Origin of the sequence: Paracoccus sp. (in: a-proteobacteria) (assembly GCF_035556475.1) — a bacterium.
In the GTDB taxonomy this organism is placed as follows: domain Bacteria; phylum Pseudomonadota; class Alphaproteobacteria; order Rhodobacterales; family Rhodobacteraceae; genus Paracoccus.
The window spans coordinates 35696-54610 of sequence record NZ_DATMFA010000007.1 but is presented as its reverse complement, the minus strand read 5'-3'; the positions used below and the strand labels follow the sequence as shown (position 1 = coordinate 54610).

The following is an 18915-nucleotide window of genomic DNA, read 5'->3' as shown; positions in this document are numbered from 1 at the left end:
ACCATCGATCTGGTCATAGGCCTTGAATTCACCAAAATACTTGGTGATCGCAGCCGTCAGAGTCGTCTTGCCGTGGTCAACGTGACCAATGGTCCCGATGTTGACGTGCGGTTTCGTACGTTCAAACTTTGCCTTTGCCATCATGGCCTCCTATGCGAGAGGGCCACCCGCGCGACAGCCCCCACCGTGAAACATCCGCCGCGACTTATATTTGCATGGGGGAAAAATCAAGGGCAGGCGGGCCGTCCCATGCGCGCGATACGCCGCGACATTCGACGGAACCAGAAAGACCCCACGGCACTTGTGGCAGGGAAGGTCGCCCGCCCTTCCGGCGGGTGCGATTTCATGGCGGAGGACCAGATGAGTCTGATGAAGTCACTAGCCCGCGTTGCGGCCGGCGTCATGCTGGCCAAGGGCATCGGGACCATGATGAAGAACGCTCAGGCGCGCAGCAGCCAGACCGCGGGCGCGGGCGGCGCGCACGGCCGGCAGCCGCAATCCGGCAGCATCCTCGACGACCTGCTCGGCAACAACACCCAACATGCCGGCACCCGCCAAGCGGGTTCGGGCGGCCTTGGCGACATCCTGGGCCAGGTTCTCAGCGGGCGCGGCACGCCATCCGCCGGGGGCGGGACGCCCTATGGCGGCGCGCGCTCGCCCTCGGGCGGGCTTGGCGGGATCCTTGACGACCTGACGCGCGGGCGCGGCGGCGCGACCACTGCCGGTTCGGGTTCGGGCGGCGGTCTGGGCGGCATCCTCGCCGGGGGCGCTGCGGCAGGCGGCCTCGGCGGCATCCTCGGCGACCTTCTGGGCGGCGGCGGCCAAGCGCGCGCCGGCACTCCGGCCGAGGGCCTTGCGCAAAAGGGTTCGCAGCCCAGCAACGACACCAGCTTCGGCGATATCTTCAACCAGACGCTCGCCAGCGGCAACGAGCCCGAGGTCGCGCCCACGCCTGAACAGAACGCCCTTGCCGGGCTGATGCTGAAGGCGATGATCCAGGCCGCGAAATCGGATGGCGAGATCGACGAGGTCGAGCAGCAGCGCCTGATGAAGGAATTCGGAGAGCTTGACGACGAGGAGCGCAAGTTCATCCGCGCCCAGATGGCGGCGCCCGTCGATGCCGCCGCCCTTGCCCGCGAAGTCCCGCCCGAGGTCGCGCCCCAGCTTTACCTGATGTCGGTAATGGCCATTGATTTCGACAATCGCAAGGAGGCGGAATACCTGCATTCGCTGGCGACCGCGCTTGGCCTCGACAAGGCGACGGTGAACAGCATCCACGAAAGGGTCGGCGCGACCAACCTTTACGCCTGATCGAACAGGCCAAGCTGGCGCGGGGCGGCCACCGCCCCCGCCTCCTCCAGCGCGGAAAGCGTGATCCCGAGCAGCCTGACCCCGCGCGGATCGGCGAAGACCGGGGCGAGGAGTTCGCAGGCAATCGCCAGCATCTGGTCCCGGCTCTCGACCGGCGCGGGCAGCGATTTCGCCCGCGTGATCTGGCGGAAATCGCCGTATTTCACCTTCAGCGTAACCGTCCGCCCCGCCCGCCGGGCCGACGTCGCGTGCCGCCAGACCTTGTCGGCCAGCGGCGCAAGCTCGGCATGGGCGGCGGCAAGGTCGCGCAGGTCGTCGAAGAAGGTGTTCTCGGCCCCGATCGACTTCCTGATCCGGTCCGGCTTCACCTCGCGGTGGTCGATCCCGCGCGCGATGTTCCAGTAATATGTTCCCGACTTCCCGAAACGCCCGGTCAGGAACTCAAGGCTCTGCCGCGCCAGATCAGCGCCGGTCAGGATGCCATGCGCCTCCATCCGCGCCGCGGTGGCGGGGCCGACGCCGTGAAAGCGGCCGATCGGCAGCGACTGGACGAAAGCCGCCCCCGCCTCGGGCGGGATGACGAAAAGCCCGTCCGGCTTTCGCTGGTCCGAGGCGAGCTTTGCGAGGAACTTGTTGTAGCTGACCCCGGCCGAGGCGGTCAGCCCGGTCGCCTCGCGGATGCGGGCGCGGATCTCCTGCGCGATCCGGGTCGCGGTCCGCCCCTCCAGATGATCGGTCAGGTCCAGATAGGCCTCGTCCAGCGATAGGGGTTCGATCAGCGGGGTATAATCGGCAAAGATGGCGCGGATCTGCTGGCTGACGGTGCGATAGACCTCGAAGCGGGGCTTGACGAAAATCAGGTCGGGGCACAACCGTTTCGCCCGCATCGAGGGCATGGCCGAGCGCACGCCGAAGCGCCGCGCCTCGTAGCTCGCGGCAGCGACGACACCGCGCTGGATGCCGCCCACGGCGACCGGTTTTCCCCGCAATTCGGGATTGTCGCGCTGTTCGACGGACGCGAAGAAGGCGTCCATGTCGACATGGACGATGCGGCGGATGCGTCCCCCCGCGCTCACGCGAGGATGCGGGCGTCCCCCGCCGTCAGCCCCTCGCCCATGCGGTCGAAGCGCATATGGGCGATGGCCTTCCCGCCAGACTGGGTAAAGAGCGTCCCGGCCTCGCGCCCATCCGCCATCAGGATCGGCGTGCCGACCGGGGCCTCGCCCTCGATTCCGACGGTGATCAGGCCCTTGCGCAGCTCGGTCTTGTGCTTCATCCGCGCCGTGACCTCCTGCCCGACATAGCAGCCCTTGCGGAAATCGACGCCATGCAGGCGCTCGAACCCGGCCTCGAGGATGAAGGTCTCGTTCGGGATCAGCTCGATCAGCGACTCGGGGATGCAATGCTCGACCCGGATCGCGTCGAAATCGGTGCCGTCATCGCCCTCGGCGCTGCCATAGAGCCGCCAGCCAAGCGCCTCGTGGCGCGGATCGGCAATGGCCGCGTCAGGCATGTCGCCAACCCCGCGCGTGACCTGAAGGTCGGTGGCCTCGATCGCGACCGCCGAGCGCAGCTTGTACATCGAAAGCCTGCGCGTCAGATCATCCGCCAGCCGGTCATCGACGTCGATGAGCAGCCGCTCACCCATCGGGATGACCAGGAAGTCGGCCAGATACTTGCCCTGCGGCGTCAGCAGCGCCGCCCAGCAGGGCACATCGCCGACCTTGTTGGTCACCAGCCCTTGCAGGAATTCGACCCGATCCGCCCCCGTAACCGCCAGGATCCGCCGCATCACTTCTCTCCGAATTGCAGTTTGACCAGCGCCGCATAGGCGCCGCCCTTTTCCATCAGTTGGTCATGGCTGCCTTCCTCGACAACCCGTCCCGCCTCCAGCACGACGATCTTGTCAGCGCGGCGGATGGTCGAGAGGCGGTGGGCGATGACCAGCGTGGTCCGGTCCTGCGACAGCTCGTCCAATGCCTGCTGGACCAGCAGCTCGCTTTGCGCGTCAAGCGCGCTCGTCGCCTCGTCCAAAAGCAGGATCGGCGCATTGCGCAGGACCGCGCGGGCGATGGCGACGCGTTGGCGCTGGCCCCCGGACAGCGCGGAACCCCGCGGCCCGGCCGGCGTGTCGAGGCCCTGCGGCAAAGGATCGGTGAAATCCGCGACATGCGCGGCCTCGATCGCGCCGCGCAGCCGCGCCTCGTCCTCGGGATGGCCCAGCAGGATGTTCTCGCGCAGCGTCTCGTCGAACAGCGCCGCATCCTGGCTGACGGTCGAGAACTGGTCGCGCAGGGTGGCCAGGTCGAACTCGGCCAGCGGCACGCCCCCCAGCGTGATCGACCCCGAGGCGGGATCGACCATGCGCGTCAGCAGATTGAACACAGTGGACTTGCCCGCGCCCGAAGGCCCGACAAGTGCGGTCGTCTGGCCGGCCTTCGCAGTGAAGCTGAGGCCGTTCAGGACCGGATAGCCGTCATAGGAAAGGCGCACATCGTCAAGGATGATGGTGGTGTCCGGCGGCGGCTCGCGGCGCGGACCCGAGGTGATCGAGGGCCGCATGTCAAGGATCTCATAGATGCGCTCAAGGCTGGCAGCCGCCGTCTGCCATGTCCCGGCAAGACTGCCAAGGCGGCGTAGCGGCTGGAAGGCCAGCGCCATGGCGGTGAAGAAGGACATGAAGTCGCCGACCGTGCGCTCGCCCGACATGACCTCGGCCCCGCCGAGCCAGAGGACGCCCATGAAGCCGATGCCGGTCACGATGTCGACCAGCGCGGGGACCGTGGCCCCGATCGCCGACATCTTGATCTGGCCGCTGCGGATGCGGCCGACGATCTGGGCGAAGCGGCCGGCCTGATAATCCTCCATCCGGTTCAGCTTGACCGCGTTGATGCCGTGCAGCACCTCGTCAAGGCGCGTCGCGCGCTGGCTGGCAATCTGGCGGTTCTGGCGCATCTTGCGGCGGATATAGCGTTGGACCAGCACCATCGGCACGATCAGCAGCGGCGCGCCGATCAGCGCGGCCAGCGTCCATTGCGGATCGACCGCAATCGCAACCCCGAAGAGCGAGACGAGCGAGACGATGTCGCGCCCCATGCCCGAGATGAAGGTGGACCAGACGCCCTGCACCGCGATCGAATCGCCCTGCACCCGTTCGATCATTGCGCCGGGCGGGTTCTTCTGGAAGAAGCCGCCGTCGAGGGTCATCACATGGCGCAGCAGATCGGTCTGCATCCGGGTCGAGACCGCCAGCGAAACCGAGGTCATCAGGCTGCGGTTGATCACGAAGGTCGCGGCCCGGAGCATGAAGAGGCCGAAGATCACGCCACCCACCCACCAGATCGCATCGGCTTCGCCGCCGACGAAGACGCGGTCGAAAAGCGGCTTCAGCATCCAGCTGAGCAGACCCAGCGTCGAGCCCTCGAGGATAAGGAAGAACAGTGCCAGCGCGATCCGCGCCCAATAGGGATGCAGGTAGTCCCGCCACATCCGCGCGAAGAGATTGGCCCTGATCTGTAATCTGTCTGCCATCCGTGCTTCCCGCGATCGAGTTCCGCCAAAGGCATAAGCCGTGACGCCCCCCGCGGCAACCCGGCCGGGCGTTGACCTTGCCGCCGCGCCGGCCTACCGATTGCGGATTCACCTTGTAGAGGCCTTCCCGAAATGAGCTTTGCACAGGGCCGCCCGGTCGTCGCCATCCCCGGCCCCTCGCCTGTTCCCGATCGCGTGCTGCGCGCCATGCACCGTCCCTCGCCCGATATCTACGGTCCCGACCTCGCGGCCGAGAACCGCGCGATGATCGCCGGGCTGAAGCGGCTGGCCGGTACCTCGGCCCATTGCGCGCCCTATATCGGGAACGGCCATGCCGGCTGGGAAGCCGCGAATGTGAACCTGTTCAATCGGGGCGATCTGGCGCTGGTGCTGACCTCGGGCCATTTCGGGCGCGGCTGGGCGCAGACCGCCGGGGCGCTTGGCATCCGGGTCGAGACGCTGGATTTCGGGCTTTGCCCGCCCGATCCCGCCCGCCTTGCCGAACGGCTGGCCGCTGATAAGGGGCATGAGATCAAGGCGGTGCTGGTCTGTCAGGTCGATACCGCAAGCTCGGCCCGCGCCGACATTCCGGCGCTGCGGCAGGCGATCGGCGATCACCCAGCCTTCTTCGCGGTCGATGCCATCGCCGCGCTTGGATGCGAGCCGATGCTGATGGACGAATGGGGCGTCGACCTGCTGGTCTCGGCCAGCCAGAAGGGCCTGATGCTGCCGCCGGGTCTGGCGCTGCTGTGGCTTTCCGACCGGCTGCGGGCGATGGGGCCGACCGACCTGATCACGCCCTATTGGAACTGGGCGCCGCGGATCGAGGCGGCGGAGCTGTGGCAATTCTGGGGCGGCACGCCGCCGGTCCAGCACATCTTCGGCATGAACGAGGCGTTGAGTCTGCTGCTGGACGAGGAGACGCTGCCCGTCGCATGGGCGCGGCACGAGGCGCTGGCCCGCGCGACCTGGGCCGCGCTTGACGCCTGGGGCAAGGGCGGCAGCGGCATCTCGGCCGTGGTGGCCGAGCCTGCCGGGCGGGCGCGCTCGGTGACGGCGGCGACCATTCCGCGGGCGACGGCGCTGCGTGGCTGGGCGCAGGAAAAGGCCGGGCTGACGCTGGGCGTGGGCCTTGGTGCGGCGGATCCCGAGGCCGGATTGCGCATCGCCCACATGGGCCATGTGAGCGCCCATCAGCTGCTGGGCACGCTTGCGGTGATCGAAGCGGGTATGGACGCGCTTGGCATTCCCCATGGTCCGGGCGGGATCGCGGCGGCGGCGAAGCTGATCGCAGAGAGCGCCTGATCTGCTGGCCTTGCGCCTGTCCGCCATGTCGAGATGGGTATTTGGGAAACGGTGAAAGCGGAAGGTGCCGCGCGATTTCCGATTGTCCGGTGGATCGGCGCGCGGCATTTTCGGCACGACAACGAGAGGTGGCCGGATGCGCCTGACGACTCCGCCCGAGTTTCAGTCCGAAGCGATGCTGACCGGCACCGATTTCGCCCTGCTTGACGGTTTGCTGCGGCAGGAGGCCGCGGAGCACGGGCTTGACCTGCATGACGGGCACGGCCGGTCGACCTGGTGCGAGACCGAGATGGGCGAATTCGGCGTCAAGAGGCGTGGCCCTGACGTGTTGGTCTTTGCGCGCGCCCACCGGCCCGAATGGCTGGTCGCGATCCAGGAGGCGATCGGCGAGCATCTGGCCGAGGTTCACCCCAAGCTGGCCGAGCGCCTCGACTGGTCCTCGCTTGCCGATGTGGGCAAGATGCCCGCGAATTTCAGCCTGGCCAGCGTTGCCGGGATCCGGCGGATCTCGACGAATTTCCTGCGGCTCAAGCTGCAAGGCCCGGATCTGCGCCGCCTTGCGACCGAGGATTCGATCCATTTCCGCCTTGTCCTGCCAGCGCGTGGCGACAGGGCGCCGGAATGGCCGAAGATCGGCGCAAATGGGCAGGTGGTCTGGCCGAAGGGTGAGCGCGCGCTGCATCGACCGGTCTTTACCGTCCGCAATGCCGACCCCGACGCGGGCTGGCTGGAAACGGATGTGTTCCTGCATGCCGGCGGCCGGATCACCGAATGGGCGGAAAGCGACGCGGTTGGCGATGTGGTCGGGCTGAGCGGCCCATCGGGCGGGGGGATTCCCCCGGCGGGGCGGCTGATCCTTGCGGGGGACGAGACCGCCTATCCCGCGATCGCCCGGATCATCGCGGCGCGACCTGACGCAGTGGGCGAGGTCTGGCTATGGGGCGCGCGCGAGGATTATCCCATGCCGCGCACCCCCGGTTTCAGCATCCGGCACCTGCCCGGCGGGGCCGAGGACATGCAGGCGATCCTGCGCACGACGCCCCCCGCGCCCGATGATTTCCTGTGGATCGCGGGCGAGCGCGGAGAGATCGACCGCCTGCGCACCCTGCTGCTGGAAGATGGCGCCCACCGCCGGCATCGCAGCCATATCGCGGCCTACTGGACGCGCTAGACCCCGCCAATTCGGTCCGGGTAATAGTTGACAATTTTACCCTGAAGTTGGATATGCACGGCAAAGCCGCAGCCAAGGCAGATGCCTGCGTTCATGCGCAGGCCCGTTACCCGGCCTCAGCGGAGCTGCAAATGCCGAAGAGACGAAGGACCGCCATGAGCCACCTGCCGCTACCGCGCCTGCGCGCGGGGACCGCCCTTACGCTTGCCTGCCTGATGATGGCCGCGCCGCTTCATGCTCAGGACGCGGCAAGCCAGCCTCCGGCGGCTGTCACCGGCACGGCGGCGGATCCGGCCCCGGCGGGTGAGGCGGCCACCGTCGCAGAAACCCCAACTCCGGGGAGCCCGGCGACCGCGCCTGTCGAAACGCCCGCGACCCAGCCCGAAGCGGCACCTGCAACGGATGCCCAACCCTCCGAGGCCGAAGCCCAGCCCGCGCCTGCCCTCGCGCCGGTGCCGGTCGAAACCGCGCCGGAACCTGCCGGGATGCTGCCGCAGGTCATCCACGACGCGCTCGCCCCCCTCTCGCCGCAGGAGCGCGACCCGAACCTGCCCCATGACCTTTCGCCGATGGGCATGTTCTGGGCGGCGGACTGGGTGGTGAAGGGCGTGATGATCGGCCTCGCCTTCGCTTCGGTCGTGACCTGGACGGTGCTGGTCGCCAAGTTCCTCGAACTCGCCGGGGCGCTGAGCCGCGTGCAGCGCGGCATCCACCGGGTCGAGACCGCCGCCAGCCTGCCCGCCGCGCTGGCTGCGGTTGGCGGACGCCGCGACCCGGTCTCGCGCATGATCCGGGCCGCCGCGACGGAATATGACCGCTCGGCCCCGGCGCTGGATCAGGCGGGCGACAGCGGGCTGAAGGAACGCGTCGATTCCCATCTGGACCGGATCGAGGCGGTTGCCGGTCGCCGGATGGGCCGGGGCACCGGGGTTCTGGCCACCATCGGTTCGACCGCGCCCTTCGTCGGCCTGTTCGGCACGGTCTGGGGGATCATGAACAGCTTCATCGGCATCTCGGAATCGCAGACCACCAACCTTGCCGTCGTGGCCCCCGGCATCGCCGAGGCGCTGCTGGCCACCGCGATCGGCCTTGTCGCCGCCATCCCGGCCGTGGTCATCTACAACGTCTTTGCCCGCGCCATCACCGGCTACCGGCTGCGCCTTGCGAATGCCGCGGCGGGGGTGAAGCGCCTTGTCAGTCGCGACCTCGACTTTCGCGACGCCCCCCGCAGCGAGGTCTGAGCCATGGCCGGTGGCATCCGCGAATCCCAAGGCGACGATCTGGTCGAGAACCACGAGATCAACGTCACGCCGTTCATCGACGTGATGCTGGTGCTGCTGATCATCTTCATGGTCGCGGCCCCGCTGGCGACGGTCGACGTGAATGTCGACCTGCCCGTTTCGAACGCGACGCCGGCGCAGCGCCCTGACCAGCCGGTCTGGGTGACGGTGAAGCCCGACCTGACGTTGGCGCTGGGGAACGAGGACATCCCGCCGGGCGGGCTGGCCGCGGCGCTTGCGACGGCGACCGGAAACGACCGCGAGAAGCGCATCTTCCTGCGCGCCGACAAGGCCGTGACCTATGGCGACCTGATGGGCGTGATGAACACGCTGCGCGAGACGGGCTATCTGAAGATCGCGCTGGTCGGGCTGGAATCGACCGCCGCCACGCCCGGAACCGCGCCGGCGGCAGGCGAAGCGGCACCCGCGCCCGGAGGAGCCGCCGCGCCATGAGCAGCAACCACAACAGCGTGATCCGCGAAGGGGCGCTCTGGGGCTCTGCCGCCGCTGTGGTGCTGGCCGCGCATCTGGGTGGCGCGCTGTGGATCCTGCACCGGGCCGAGGCTGCGGCACCGCCCGGTATGCCTGATGCGGTCTATGTCGAACTGGCCGACATCGCGCAGGCCGCCGCGCCGCCGGACGAGGTGGAGTCCGAGCAGGTGGCCGAGGCCGAGCCAGAGCCGGAACCCGAGCCTGCGCCCGATTTCGCCATGGCGGAACCGCTGCCGGAACTCGAGCCGCTGCCCGACATGAACTCGCTTTTCCCGCCGCCGCCCGATGCGGTGGTGCTGCAAAAATCCGTCCGCCCGAAGACGCGCCCCGAGCCGCCCGACCCGGAACCCAAGGTGGCCACGCAAGAGCAGGTGCCGAAGAAGGAAGAGAAGAAGGAAAAGGCGCCGCAGCAGCAGGCTCAACGTCAGGCGTCCACCACGGTTCGCGCACCAAAAGCCCAGCAGACCACGTCCCAGCAATCCGGGGCGCAACCGAGCGCGCGACAGGTCGCGACATGGGAGTCGAAGGTCAACTCGGCCGTGGCCCGTCACATGCGGCGCGCACGCGTGTCGCAGAAGGGTGCCAGTGTCACCGTGGCGTTCACGATTTCCCCGAATGGCGCCGTCTCGGGCGGCAGGCTGATGAACTCGACGGGGGATGCCCGCACGGATGCGGCGCTGCAACGTCAGGCAGGCAGTCTGCCCCGGATGCCGCCCCATCCCTCGGGGAGGTCGATTCCCATATCGCTGCCGGTAAGGATCAACTGACGGCAGGGACCGGGCTGCCCGCCTCCAGCGCCTCGACCCCGAGCAGCGGGGCGAGGCTGCGGATCACCTCGGCCAGCGCGCGGGCATCGCCCTCGGCCTCGGCATTGCGGCGCCAGACGACGGCAAGGTCGCGCGAAGGGGCCGGCTCGGCAAAGGGCACGACCCGCAGGCGGCCATCGCGGTTCTCGTCGGCCAGCGCAAGGCGCGGGATCAGCGTCATCCCCATCCCGCTGGCCACCATCCGCATCAGGGTCGCCATCGACGCCGCCTCGAGGTTCAGCTTGTTGCGGGCATTGCGCATCCCGCAGACCTCCAGCGCCTGATCGCGCAGGCAATGGCCATCGGCCAGCAGCAGGAGGCGCCCGATCTCGATATTCTCGGGCCGGGCCGGACCGGACAGCAGGGTGGTGTCATCCTCGGACATGGCGACAAGGAACGGGTCGCGCAGGACCGGCTCGGCCTCGATCCCGGGGGCGCTGGCCGGCAGCGCCATCAGCCCGGCATCGAAGCGGCGCGCGGCGACCCCTTCCAGCAACTCATCCGTCACCACCTCGTGCAACTCAAGGTCGAGGAGGGGATGATTGCGGCGCAGCATCGGGATCAGATGCGGGATCAGATAGGGCGCGACCGTCGGAATGATCGCAAGCCGCATCCGCCCCGACAGCGCCGAACGCTCGGCCCGGGCCGCGGCCTGCAACCGCTGTGCGGTGTCCATCAATTCGCGGGCAATCGGCAGCAGGCGTTCGCCCAGGGCCGTCAGCCGGACCGGGCCGGTCCCTGCCCCGCGCTCGAACAGCGGACCGCCCAACCGCGCCTCAAGCTGGGCGATCTGGCTCGACAATCCCGGCTGCGAGACATTCGAAACCTCGGCCGCGCGGACGAAGCTCAGAAGCCGGGCGACGGCGAGAAAATAGGTGATCTGGCGCAGGGTGAAATTCATAACGAACGATTATCACACCTGCGCCGAATGAGAAGAAGGGATTCTATTTCACCCCTCAACTCCGCGCGAGGCGGTCGACCAGCAGCTTGTCGATGCGGCGGCCGTCAAGGTCCATGACTTCGATCCGCCAGCCGTCCCAATCGACCTTGTCGCCCACCTGCGGGATCGCCCCCGCAAGGTCAAGAACGAGGCCCGCGACGGTGGAATAGTCGTGATCATCGGCAAGCTGGACGCCCAGCCGGTCGGCAAATTCATCGACCGGCATCCAGCCCGCGACCAGCATGCTGCCATCGTCGCGCACGACCAGCTTCGGCTCGTCATCGTCCATGCCGGAAAATTCGCCGGTAATGGCCTCCAGCACATCCATCGGGGTCACGACGCCTTCGAAATGCCCGTATTCGTCATAGACCAGCAGCATCTGGCCCGGAGAGGCGCGCAGGCGGCTGATGACCTCGGGGGCGTCCATGGTCTCGGGGATGATCGGCGCGGGCTTCATCAGCTCGCGCAGGTCGAAATGCTGGCGATCGACCGAGATCAGGTCGGCGCTGGCGACGACGCCGATCAGATTCTGGTCGTCCCCGTCACTGACCGGCAGGCGGGTGCGATGGCTTTCCTTGAACTTGCGGGCGACGGTGGCATAGCTGTCCTGCAGGTCCACGGCGAGGATGTCGCGGCGCGGCGTCATCAGGCCCCGCGCGCTGCGGTCGGCAATGCGCATCACGCCGGCGATCATCTCGGTCTCGGCCCGGTGGATGACGCCGGCATTCTCGGCCTCGGCGATCACCAGCCGGATCTCCTCGTCCGAGATGCCGCGGTTGTCCTCGCCCGACTGGCGCAGCAGCGACAGCACCAGCTTGCCCGAGCGGTCGAGCAGCCAGACCAGCGGCGCCGCCACGCGCGAGATGCCGCGCATCAGCGGCGCGACCCGCACCGCCACGCTCTCGGGCGAGCGGAGCGCGATCTGCTTGGGAACCAGCTCGCCCAGGATCAGCGAGAGATAAGTGATCGCGACGACCACGCCCCCCATGCCCAGCGGTTGAGCGAGCGAGGGGGGCACCCCCCAGCCGGGCAGCGCCGCGGCCAGCCGGGCGCCCAGCGTCGCGCCCGAGAATGCGCCCGACAGCACGCCGACCAGCGTGATGCCGATCTGGACCGAGGAGAGGAAGCGGCCCGGATCCTCGGCCAGCCGGATCGCGGTCGCCGCGCCCTGATTGCCCCGGTCGGCCAGCACCTTGAGGCGCGCGGGCCGCGACGAGACGATGGCCAGCTCGGACATGGCCAGAAGGCCATTGAGCAGGGTCAGCAGGACGACGATCAGGATTTCAATCCACATGGAAGAGTCTCGGTTCCGTAAGGGAGATGCGCGGATGGCTCATGCCAGCACGCGCGACAGAAGGAAGATGGTGGCCTTGATCATCGCATAGACGACCCCGACCGCGATGAAGAGGGAGATGAGGCCGACGAATGCGCCGATGATCACCCAAAGCCCGTCCCGCCCCAGCAGGCCCAGCATGGCAAGGCTGATGCCAAAAGCGGGCAGCATGTTGCCCAGCGGGACCGGCAGGACGAGGATGACCGAGAGGGCGACGCAAAGCCCGCCAATGATCCGCTCGGCCAGCGGGCTGGCGAAGGGGGCAAGCCGCGGCCGCAGCCGCCGCTCGAGCCAGGCGAGGCCGGGCGTCACCCGCCGGACCAGCGCCGCGAATGTGGCACGTGAAACAGAGCGCTGCGCGATCATCGGCGGCAGCCAGGGACGCTGCGCCATCATCATCTGAAAACTGAGATAGATCAGCGGCAGGCCCAGCACCGCCGAGAGGCCGGGCGGCGCGGGCAGGACATTCGGCGCGGCAAAAAGCAGGATCAGCGCCGCAAGCGTGCGCCCCGGCAGCAATTCGAGGAGATCGCGCATGGCGATGCGCTGGTGAACGCCCTCCTGCGCAAGGTCGGCCAGGCGCTGCGACAGGCTCTGGCGCGCTTCAGGGTCGCTCTGGCCGGACTCCGGCGAGGGTTCATCCGCGGGCACGGGGATGACGGGTTCGACATCACCCGGCCCGCATCGTCGCGGGGGGTCGGGCTTGTCGGAAGGGTCGTCGATCATCGAAAGGTCGGCGGCTGTTTTTTCCGTGGGTGTGGCGTCCTAGTCTAGCGAAAATGCGTTGAAGAACAACCGCCGATCGGCAGTTCCCGCACCAAAACGCCGATCACACCGGCGAATGGGCAGATCGCGCGGGGCTAGCGGGCCCTGAAAAGCTCCTTCAGGGTCGCGGGTTGGCAGCGCAGAAACTGGGGCGAGACGGTGACGCTGGCGCCCAGTTCCGCCGCGACATGCCAGGGCCAGCGCGGATCATAGAGGATGGTGCGCGCCACCGCGATTAGGTCCGCATCGCCCGTTGCCACGATCGCCTCGGCCTGCTGCGCCTCGGTGATCAGGCCGACCGCGATGACCGGGATCGAGACCGCCTGCTTCACCGCGCGCGCGAGCGGCACCTGATAATTCGGGCCGACCGGGATCTTCTGCCGCGCATCCAGCCCGCCGCTTGAGACGTGGATCGCATCGCAGCCCCGCGCCTCAAGCTCCCTCGAGATGGCGACGGTGCTTTCGCTGTCCCAGCCGCCCTCCTCCCATTCTGCCGCGTCGATCCAGTCGGTTCCCGACAGGCGGACGGTGACGGGATAGCCTGCGGGGACGGCAGCCCTGACCGCGTCGAACACCTCAAGCGGGAAGCGCATCCGGTTTTCCAGACTGCCGCCATATTCGTCGGTCCGCTTGTTCGACAGCGGCGACAGGAACTGATGCAGCAGATAGCCATGCGCGGCGTGGATCTGGATTGCGTCGATCCCCAGCCGGACCGAGCGGCGCGCCGCTTCGGCAAAGCCATCCCGCACCCGGTCGAGGCCGGCGCGGTCAAGCGCGGTCGGTGGATTTTCAGTGGCCACGAAGGGCAGGTCCGAGGCCGAGACGGTCTGCCAGCCATTCGCCTGACCGGGCGCGATCTGCGCCCCGCCCTCCCAGGGCTTCGCGGTCGAGGCCTTGCGCCCGGCATGGGCAAGCTGGATCGCGATCGGCATGTCGGACCAGTCGCGGATGGATTTCAGGACACGAGCCATCGCGGCCTCGGTCGCGTCATCCCACAGCCCGACATCGCCATAGGTGATGCGCCCCTCGGGGACGACGGCGGTGGCCTCGATGGTCAGGATGCCCGCGCCCGACTGGGCCAGCATTCCCAGATGCATCTGGTGCCAGTCGGTCATCTTCCCGTCCTCGGCCGAATACTGGCACATGGGCGCGATGACGATACGGTTCGCAAGGGTAGAGCCGCCGATGGCGACCGGCTCGAACAGTTTCGACTGGGGCATGTGACCCTCCTGCTTGGGTTGCCCAAGATGAATTAGGCAGCAGGAGGGTTTTGGCAAGTGCGCTCAGAAACTGTTCCGCTCGTGATAGGTGCGCAGGAAGGACTGGATGCGGGGGTCGGCGGGCTGGTGCAGGATGCGGTCGGGGGTATCGACGCCCACCAGCTCGCCCTTTTCCATGAAGGCGACCTGATCGGCGACATGGGCGGCAAAGCCCATCTCATGGGTCACGACAACCATGGTCATGCCCTCGGCGGCGAGGGTTTTCATCACGTTCAGCACCTCGCCCACCAGTTCGGGGTCAAGCGCGCTGGTCGGCTCGTCGAAGAGCATCAGCCGCGGCTCCATCGCGATGGCGCGGGCGATGGCCACGCGCTGCTGCTGGCCGCCCGAAAGCCGCGTCGGGTGGTTCTCCATCTTGTCGCCCAGCCCCACCTTGGTCAGGGCAGCCGCCGCGCGCTCATGCGCCTCGGCCCGGGCGATGCCACGCACGCGGATCAGCCCCTCGGCCACGTTTTCCCGCGCGGTCATGTGCGGCCACAGGTTGAACTGCTGGAACACCATTCCGATCGAACGCCGCATCTCGCGCAGCTTGCGGCCCGACATCTTCTTGCCGGGCGCGTCATAGCCGATCATCTGGCCGTCGATCAGAACCTCGCCGGAATCGTATTCCTCGAGGAAGTTGATGCAGCGCAGCAGCGTGGACTTGCCCGAGCCGGAAGGCCCGATCAGGCAGGTCACCTTGCCCGGAATGATGTTCATGTCCACGTCTTTGAGCGCGTGGAACGGCCCGTAGAACTTGTTGACCTTGCGGATCTCGACGGCAGCGGCCTGCATCGCTCAGGTCCTTTCGATCAGATGTTTGGTGATGCGCGTCTCAAGCCGGCGGCCAACGCGCGAGATGGTTTCGACGAGCAGCCAGAAGAACAGCGCCAGCACGAGGTTCGCCTCCAGATAACGGAAGGTCTCGGTCGACATGCGGTTCACCTGATACATCAGCTCGGGCACGGTGATGATGGAGAGGATCACCGTCTCCTTGGTCAGGATGATCGAGAAGTTGATCAGCGCCGGCAGCGACGAGACGAGGCCGAGCGGCAGCAGGATGCGTCGCACGATGGCCATTTCGGTCATGCCGATGGCACGGGCGGCCTCGATCTGGCCATGCGGCACGGCCCGGAAGCCCGAGCGGAAGATCTCGGCGAAATAGGGGCTGCCATAGATGGTCAGGCCCAGAAGGCCGGCGGGCAGCGCATCAAGGCGCAAGCCGATCAGCGGGCCGCCGTAATACAGCACGAAAAGCTGGACGAGGAAGGGCGTGCCGCGGATCACCTCGATATAGGCCTGAATGATCCAGCGCACCCAGCGCGGGCTATAGCGCTGGATCAGCGCGATCACGAGGCCAAGGCACATGCCGAAGATCGTGCCGAGGATCCAGCACAGGATGGTGATGCCGAACCCCCTCAGCAGCGCGGGGCCGTATTGCTGGAAGATGCTGAAATCCATCACACGGCCGTCCTGTGTTCAAGGTAGCGTCCCAGCGCCGCGAGGCACAGGTTGATCGCCAGATAGATGATGGCGGCGGCGATATAGACCTCCAGCGGGCGGAAGGTGGTCGCGGCCTGCGCCTGACTGGCCCGCGTGATCTCGAGGATGCCGACGACCGAGACCAGCGAGGATGCCTTGACCAGCAGGATCAGTTCATTGACCAGCGCGGGCAGCGACAAGCTGAAGGCCTGCGGCAGGATCACCCGGGTCCAGACGTCGCGCGGGCCCATGCCAATGGCGACGGCCGCCTCGGCCTGCCCCTTCGGCAGGGCCGCGATCGCGCCGCGCCAGATTTCCGATATATAGGCCGAGGCGCAGACGCCGACGCAGATCACCGCCGCGGCAATGGCCGGGATATCCACCCCGATCACCGGCAGGGTGTAATAGAACACCAGAAGCTGCACCAGCAGCGGCACGCCGCGCAGGAAGCTGACCCAGATCGCCGCGAAGCGGCGCAGCGCCCCATAGGGCGAGAGGCGCGCGGCGCAGATCAGGGTTCCGATCACCAACCCCAGCGCGATCCCGAGGACCGAGATCAGCAGCGTATATCGCGCCGCCCAAATGAGCGGCCAGAAACTTTCAAAGAACACCGGGATGGAAAACATGCACGTCTCGCCTTGGGTCGGAAAACCGGGCGGAGATGTCCCCGCCCGGCGAAAGGCTTACTTCGTCGGAACTTCGCGGGGCAGCTCGGTATAGGTGCCCAGCCACTTCTCCTGAATCGCCTTGACGCGGCCGTCATCGGTCATCTTCAGCATCGCGTCATTGATCGCCTTGGCGAAGGATTCGCTGTCGGCATCCTTGCGCAGCACCCACGAGAAGTATTTCGGCTCGCCGAACTTGGCCGGCTCGAACATCGCGAAGGTCTCGGGGCGGTTCTTCACCAGATAGGTCAGGTTCGGCAGCGAGCCTGCGACGGCATCCAGACGACCGGCGGCGAGGTCGGCATAGGCCTCGTCGGTGGTGCCGTATTCGTTGATCGTCACGCCGCCCAGCTCGGCGCCATAGGCCTCGAGCTGCTTGAACTGCGCGGTGCCCTGCTGGACGCCGACGGTCTTGCCCTTGATGTCCTCGGGCTTCGCGAGGTCGCTCGACGCGGCCTTGACCAGCGCGACCGTGGCATCGGCGATCGGCAGGGTGAAGGTGTAACGCTCGACCCGCTCGGGCGTGATGGTCACCGGGGCGATGACGATGTCGAATTTCTTGACTTCGAGGCCCGGCAGCTCGGCGGTCCAGGGAATGTCCTGATAGACCGGCTCGACCCCGATTTCCTTCGCCACTTCGTCGAAGAGATCCTTGGTCAGGCCCTCATAGGTGCCGTTGTTCAGCATGTCGAAGGGCGCATAGTGCATGTCGGTCGCGGTGACGATCTTGCCGGCTGCCTTGATATCGGCGAGCTGGTCGGCCGAGGCGGCCGAGGCCGCGCCGAGAGCGATCAGGCTGACCAGTGCAGCCCGGACGGTCATGTGGAAGCTCATGTCTTTCTCCTTGTTGGACAGGGTGGACGGGGCGACGTCGGAGCGTTGCGTCGTCGCCCCCTTGGATCAGAGAATGCCGGGCAGATTCAAGCCATGCTCGCGCGCGCAGTCCAGCGCGATTTCATAACCTGCATCCGCATGACGCATTACGCCCGTCGCCGGGTCGTTCCACAGCACGCGGGCGATGCGGCGATCGGCATCGGCGCTGCCGTCGCAGCAGATCACCATGCCCGAATGCTGCGAGAAGCCCATGCCGACCCCGCCGCCATGATGCAGCGACACCCAGGTCGCGCCCGAGGCGGTGTTCAGCAGCGCATTCAGCAGCGGCCAGTCGGAAACCGCATCCGAACCGTCGCGCATCGCCTCGGTCTCGCGGTTGGGCGAAGCGACCGAACCCGAGTCGAGGTGGTCGCGGCCGATCACGATCGGGGCCTTCAGTTCGCCGTTGCGCACCATCTCGTTGAAGGCGAGGCCCAGCTTGTCGCGCAAGCCAAGCCCGACCCAGCAGATCCGCGCCGGCAGGCCCTGGAAGCTGATCCGTTCGCGCGCCATGTCCAGCCAGTTATGCAGGTGCGGATCGTCGATCAGTTCCTTCACCTTCTGGTCGGTCTTGTAGATATCCTCGGGATCACCCGACAGCGCGGCCCAGCGGAACGGCCCGACGCCCCGGCAGAAGAGCGGGCGGATATAGGCCGGAACGAAGCCGGGGAAAGCGAAGGCGCGCTCGAAGCCTTCTTCCAGCGCCATCTGGCGGATGTTGTTGCCGTAATCCACGGTCGGGATCCCGGCATCGGCGAAGGCCACCATCGCCTCGACCTGCACGCGCATCGAGGCGCGGGCGGCTTTCTCGACCGCTTTCGGATCGCTTTCCTGTTTCGCGCGCCATTCGGCGACGGTCCAGCCGATCGGCAGATAGCCATGGACCGGGTCATGGGCGCTGGTCTGGTCGGTGACGATATCCGGGCGGACGCCGCGCCTGACCAGTTCGGGGAAGACCTCGGCCGCGTTGCCGATCAGGGCCACGGATTTCGCTTCGCCGGCCTTGGTCCAGCGGTCGATCATCGCCAGCGCCTCGTCGAGGCTGTGGGTCTTTTCATCGACATAGCGGGTGCGCAGGCGGAAATCGGCGCGGGTCTCGTCGCATTCGACGGCAAGGCAGCAGGCCCCGGCCATCACCGCCGCCAAAGGCTGCGCGCCGCCCATGCCACCAAGGCCGCCGGTCAGCACCCATTTGCCCTTGAGGTTGCCGTCATAATGCTGGCGCCCCGCCTCCACAAAGGTCTCATAGGTGCCCTGAACGATGCCCTGCGTGCCGATATAGATCCACGAACCGGCGGTCATCTGGCCGTACATGGCCAGGCCCTTCTTATCCAGCTCGTTGAAATGGTCCCAGTTCGCCCAATGGGGAACGAGGTTCGAGTTCGCGATCAGCACGCGCGGCGCGTCCTTGTGGGTGCGGAAGACGCCGACCGGCTTGCCGGACTGGACCAGCAGCGTCTCGTCCTCCTCGAGCTTCTTCAGGCTGTCGACGATCAGGTCGAAATCCTTCCAGGTCCGGGCGGCGCGGCCGATGCCGCCATAGACGACCAGCTCATGCGGGTTCTCGGCCACGTCGGGATGCAGGTTGTTCATCAGCATCCGCATCGGCGCTTCGGTCAGCCAGCTTTTCGCGGTGATTTCGGTGCCGGTCGCGGGATAGATGTCGCGGGTGTTGTGACGGGGATTGTCCATGTCATGCCTA

The 18915-nt window shown here is 67.3% G+C and carries 19 protein-coding genes; 6 read left to right on the top strand and 13 right to left on the bottom strand.

Annotated elements, in window-relative coordinates; all coding sequences use genetic code 11:
* On the bottom strand, positions 1–141 hold a 141-nt coding region (locus tag VNQ78_RS00780), incomplete at its 3' end, for a GTP-binding protein (protein WP_287884751.1).
* 219 nt (positions 142–360) lie between these two features.
* On the opposite strand from VNQ78_RS00780, the gene VNQ78_RS00775 reads away from it, so the two are divergent.
* A complete protein-coding gene (locus VNQ78_RS00775; RefSeq protein ID WP_325685570.1) occupies positions 361–1311 on the top strand; it encodes a DUF533 domain-containing protein in 951 nt (316 codons plus the stop codon).
* Here the strand turns inward: VNQ78_RS00775 and dinB are convergent.
* From dinB to VNQ78_RS00760, 3 genes are read right to left on the bottom strand one after another with little or no spacing between them, the layout of a single operon-like run.
* Complete coding sequence (dinB, locus tag VNQ78_RS00770) at positions 1302–2387, bottom strand: DNA polymerase IV (RefSeq protein WP_325685568.1); 1086 nt, start codon at positions 2385–2387, stop codon at positions 1302–1304. The genes VNQ78_RS00775 and dinB overlap by 10 nt on opposite strands.
* Positions 2384–3103, bottom strand: a complete 720-nt coding sequence (locus VNQ78_RS00765) for a folate-binding protein (protein ID WP_325685566.1) — start codon at positions 3101–3103, stop codon at positions 2384–2386. The genes dinB and VNQ78_RS00765 overlap by 4 nt, the downstream gene beginning before the upstream one ends.
* A complete protein-coding gene (locus VNQ78_RS00760; RefSeq protein ID WP_325685564.1) occupies positions 3103–4842 on the bottom strand; it encodes an ABC transporter ATP-binding protein in 1740 nt (579 codons plus the stop codon). The genes VNQ78_RS00765 and VNQ78_RS00760 overlap by 1 nt, the downstream gene beginning before the upstream one ends.
* Positions 4843–4974: 132 nt before the next feature.
* Between VNQ78_RS00760 and VNQ78_RS00755 the strand changes: the two genes are divergently transcribed.
* From VNQ78_RS00755 to VNQ78_RS00735, 5 genes are all read left to right on the top strand, one after another.
* Positions 4975–6147, top strand: coding sequence for a pyridoxal-phosphate-dependent aminotransferase family protein (locus tag VNQ78_RS00755; RefSeq protein ID WP_325685562.1), 1173 nt, complete (start codon positions 4975–4977; stop codon positions 6145–6147).
* 136 nt (positions 6148–6283) lie between these two features.
* The gene (locus VNQ78_RS00750; RefSeq protein WP_325685560.1) at positions 6284–7318 is read left to right on the top strand and encodes a siderophore-interacting protein; all 1035 of its coding nucleotides are present in this window, start codon (positions 6284–6286) and stop codon (positions 7316–7318) included.
* 155 nt (positions 7319–7473) lie between these two features.
* Entirely contained in the window at positions 7474–8559 is a 1086-nt protein-coding gene (gene exbB, locus VNQ78_RS00745; protein WP_414694030.1) for a tonB-system energizer ExbB, read from the top strand.
* A 3-nt stretch (positions 8560–8562) separates the two neighbouring features.
* Positions 8563–9051: a TonB system transport protein ExbD gene (exbD, locus tag VNQ78_RS00740; protein WP_325685556.1), complete on the top strand. Its 489-nt coding sequence runs from the start codon at positions 8563–8565 to the stop codon at positions 9049–9051.
* Positions 9048–9857 (top strand): TonB family protein, encoded by an 810-nt coding sequence (locus tag VNQ78_RS00735; protein WP_325685554.1) that lies wholly within the window; start codon positions 9048–9050, stop codon positions 9855–9857. The genes exbD and VNQ78_RS00735 overlap by 4 nt, the downstream gene beginning before the upstream one ends.
* Here the strand turns inward: VNQ78_RS00735 and VNQ78_RS00730 are convergent.
* From VNQ78_RS00730 to hutU, 9 genes are all read right to left on the bottom strand, one after another.
* Complete coding sequence (locus VNQ78_RS00730) at positions 9850–10797, bottom strand: hydrogen peroxide-inducible genes activator (protein ID WP_325685552.1); 948 nt, start codon at positions 10795–10797, stop codon at positions 9850–9852. The two genes, VNQ78_RS00735 and VNQ78_RS00730, sit on opposite strands and share 8 nt — an antisense overlap.
* A gap of 55 nt (positions 10798–10852) precedes the next feature.
* A complete protein-coding gene (locus VNQ78_RS00725) occupies positions 10853–12130 on the bottom strand; it encodes a hemolysin family protein (protein WP_325685550.1) in 1278 nt (425 codons plus the stop codon).
* 39 nt (positions 12131–12169) lie between these two features.
* Positions 12170–12895 (bottom strand): exopolysaccharide biosynthesis protein, encoded by a 726-nt coding sequence (locus VNQ78_RS00720; RefSeq protein WP_325685548.1) that lies wholly within the window; start codon positions 12893–12895, stop codon positions 12170–12172.
* A gap of 134 nt (positions 12896–13029) precedes the next feature.
* Positions 13030–14154, bottom strand: coding sequence for an NADH:flavin oxidoreductase/NADH oxidase (locus VNQ78_RS00715; RefSeq protein WP_325685546.1), 1125 nt, complete (start codon positions 14152–14154; stop codon positions 13030–13032).
* Positions 14155–14217: 63 nt separating this feature from the next.
* A complete protein-coding gene (locus VNQ78_RS00710; protein ID WP_325685544.1) occupies positions 14218–14988 on the bottom strand; it encodes an amino acid ABC transporter ATP-binding protein in 771 nt (256 codons plus the stop codon).
* 3 nt (positions 14989–14991) lie between these two features.
* Positions 14992–15654, bottom strand: a complete 663-nt coding sequence (locus tag VNQ78_RS00705; protein WP_325685542.1) for an amino acid ABC transporter permease — start codon at positions 15652–15654, stop codon at positions 14992–14994.
* A complete protein-coding gene (locus VNQ78_RS00700; protein ID WP_325685540.1) occupies positions 15654–16301 on the bottom strand; it encodes an amino acid ABC transporter permease in 648 nt (215 codons plus the stop codon). The genes VNQ78_RS00705 and VNQ78_RS00700 overlap by 1 nt, the downstream gene beginning before the upstream one ends.
* Positions 16302–16358: 57 nt before the next feature.
* Positions 16359–17174 (bottom strand): transporter substrate-binding domain-containing protein, encoded by an 816-nt coding sequence (locus tag VNQ78_RS00695; protein ID WP_325685538.1) that lies wholly within the window; start codon positions 17172–17174, stop codon positions 16359–16361.
* Positions 17175–17240: 66 nt separating this feature from the next.
* Positions 17241–18905, bottom strand: coding sequence for a urocanate hydratase (gene hutU, locus VNQ78_RS00690; protein WP_325685536.1), 1665 nt, complete (start codon positions 18903–18905; stop codon positions 17241–17243).
* Positions 18906–18915 lie beyond the last annotated feature (10 nt).

Coding starts and splice junctions, on each gene's coding strand:
- VNQ78_RS00695 (WP_325685538.1), bottom strand. CDS start 17,174: ATGAGCTTCCACATGACCGTCCGGGCTGCACTGGTCAGCCTGATCGCT.
- VNQ78_RS00765 (WP_325685566.1), bottom strand. CDS start 3,103: ATGCGGCGGATCCTGGCGGTTACGGGGGCGGATCGGGTCGAATTCCTG.
- VNQ78_RS00720 (WP_325685548.1), bottom strand. CDS start 12,895: ATGATCGACGACCCTTCCGACAAGCCCGACCCCCCGCGACGATGCGGG.
- VNQ78_RS00775 (WP_325685570.1), top strand. CDS start 361: ATGAGTCTGATGAAGTCACTAGCCCGCGTTGCGGCCGGCGTCATGCTG.
- VNQ78_RS00760 (WP_325685564.1), bottom strand. CDS start 4,842: ATGGCAGACAGATTACAGATCAGGGCCAATCTCTTCGCGCGGATGTGG.
- VNQ78_RS00700 (WP_325685540.1), bottom strand. CDS start 16,301: ATGTTTTCCATCCCGGTGTTCTTTGAAAGTTTCTGGCCGCTCATTTGG.
- VNQ78_RS00735 (WP_325685554.1), top strand. CDS start 9,048: ATGAGCAGCAACCACAACAGCGTGATCCGCGAAGGGGCGCTCTGGGGC.
- VNQ78_RS00725 (WP_325685550.1), bottom strand. CDS start 12,130: ATGTGGATTGAAATCCTGATCGTCGTCCTGCTGACCCTGCTCAATGGC.
- hutU (WP_325685536.1), bottom strand. CDS start 18,905: ATGGACAATCCCCGTCACAACACCCGCGACATCTATCCCGCGACCGGC.
- VNQ78_RS00730 (WP_325685552.1), bottom strand. CDS start 10,797: ATGAATTTCACCCTGCGCCAGATCACCTATTTTCTCGCCGTCGCCCGG.
- VNQ78_RS00715 (WP_325685546.1), bottom strand. CDS start 14,154: ATGCCCCAGTCGAAACTGTTCGAGCCGGTCGCCATCGGCGGCTCTACC.
- exbB (WP_414694030.1), top strand. CDS start 7,474: ATGAGCCACCTGCCGCTACCGCGCCTGCGCGCGGGGACCGCCCTTACG.
- VNQ78_RS00755 (WP_325685562.1), top strand. CDS start 4,975: ATGAGCTTTGCACAGGGCCGCCCGGTCGTCGCCATCCCCGGCCCCTCG.
- VNQ78_RS00750 (WP_325685560.1), top strand. CDS start 6,284: ATGCGCCTGACGACTCCGCCCGAGTTTCAGTCCGAAGCGATGCTGACC.
- VNQ78_RS00705 (WP_325685542.1), bottom strand. CDS start 15,654: ATGGATTTCAGCATCTTCCAGCAATACGGCCCCGCGCTGCTGAGGGGG.
- exbD (WP_325685556.1), top strand. CDS start 8,563: ATGGCCGGTGGCATCCGCGAATCCCAAGGCGACGATCTGGTCGAGAAC.
- VNQ78_RS00710 (WP_325685544.1), bottom strand. CDS start 14,988: ATGCAGGCCGCTGCCGTCGAGATCCGCAAGGTCAACAAGTTCTACGGG.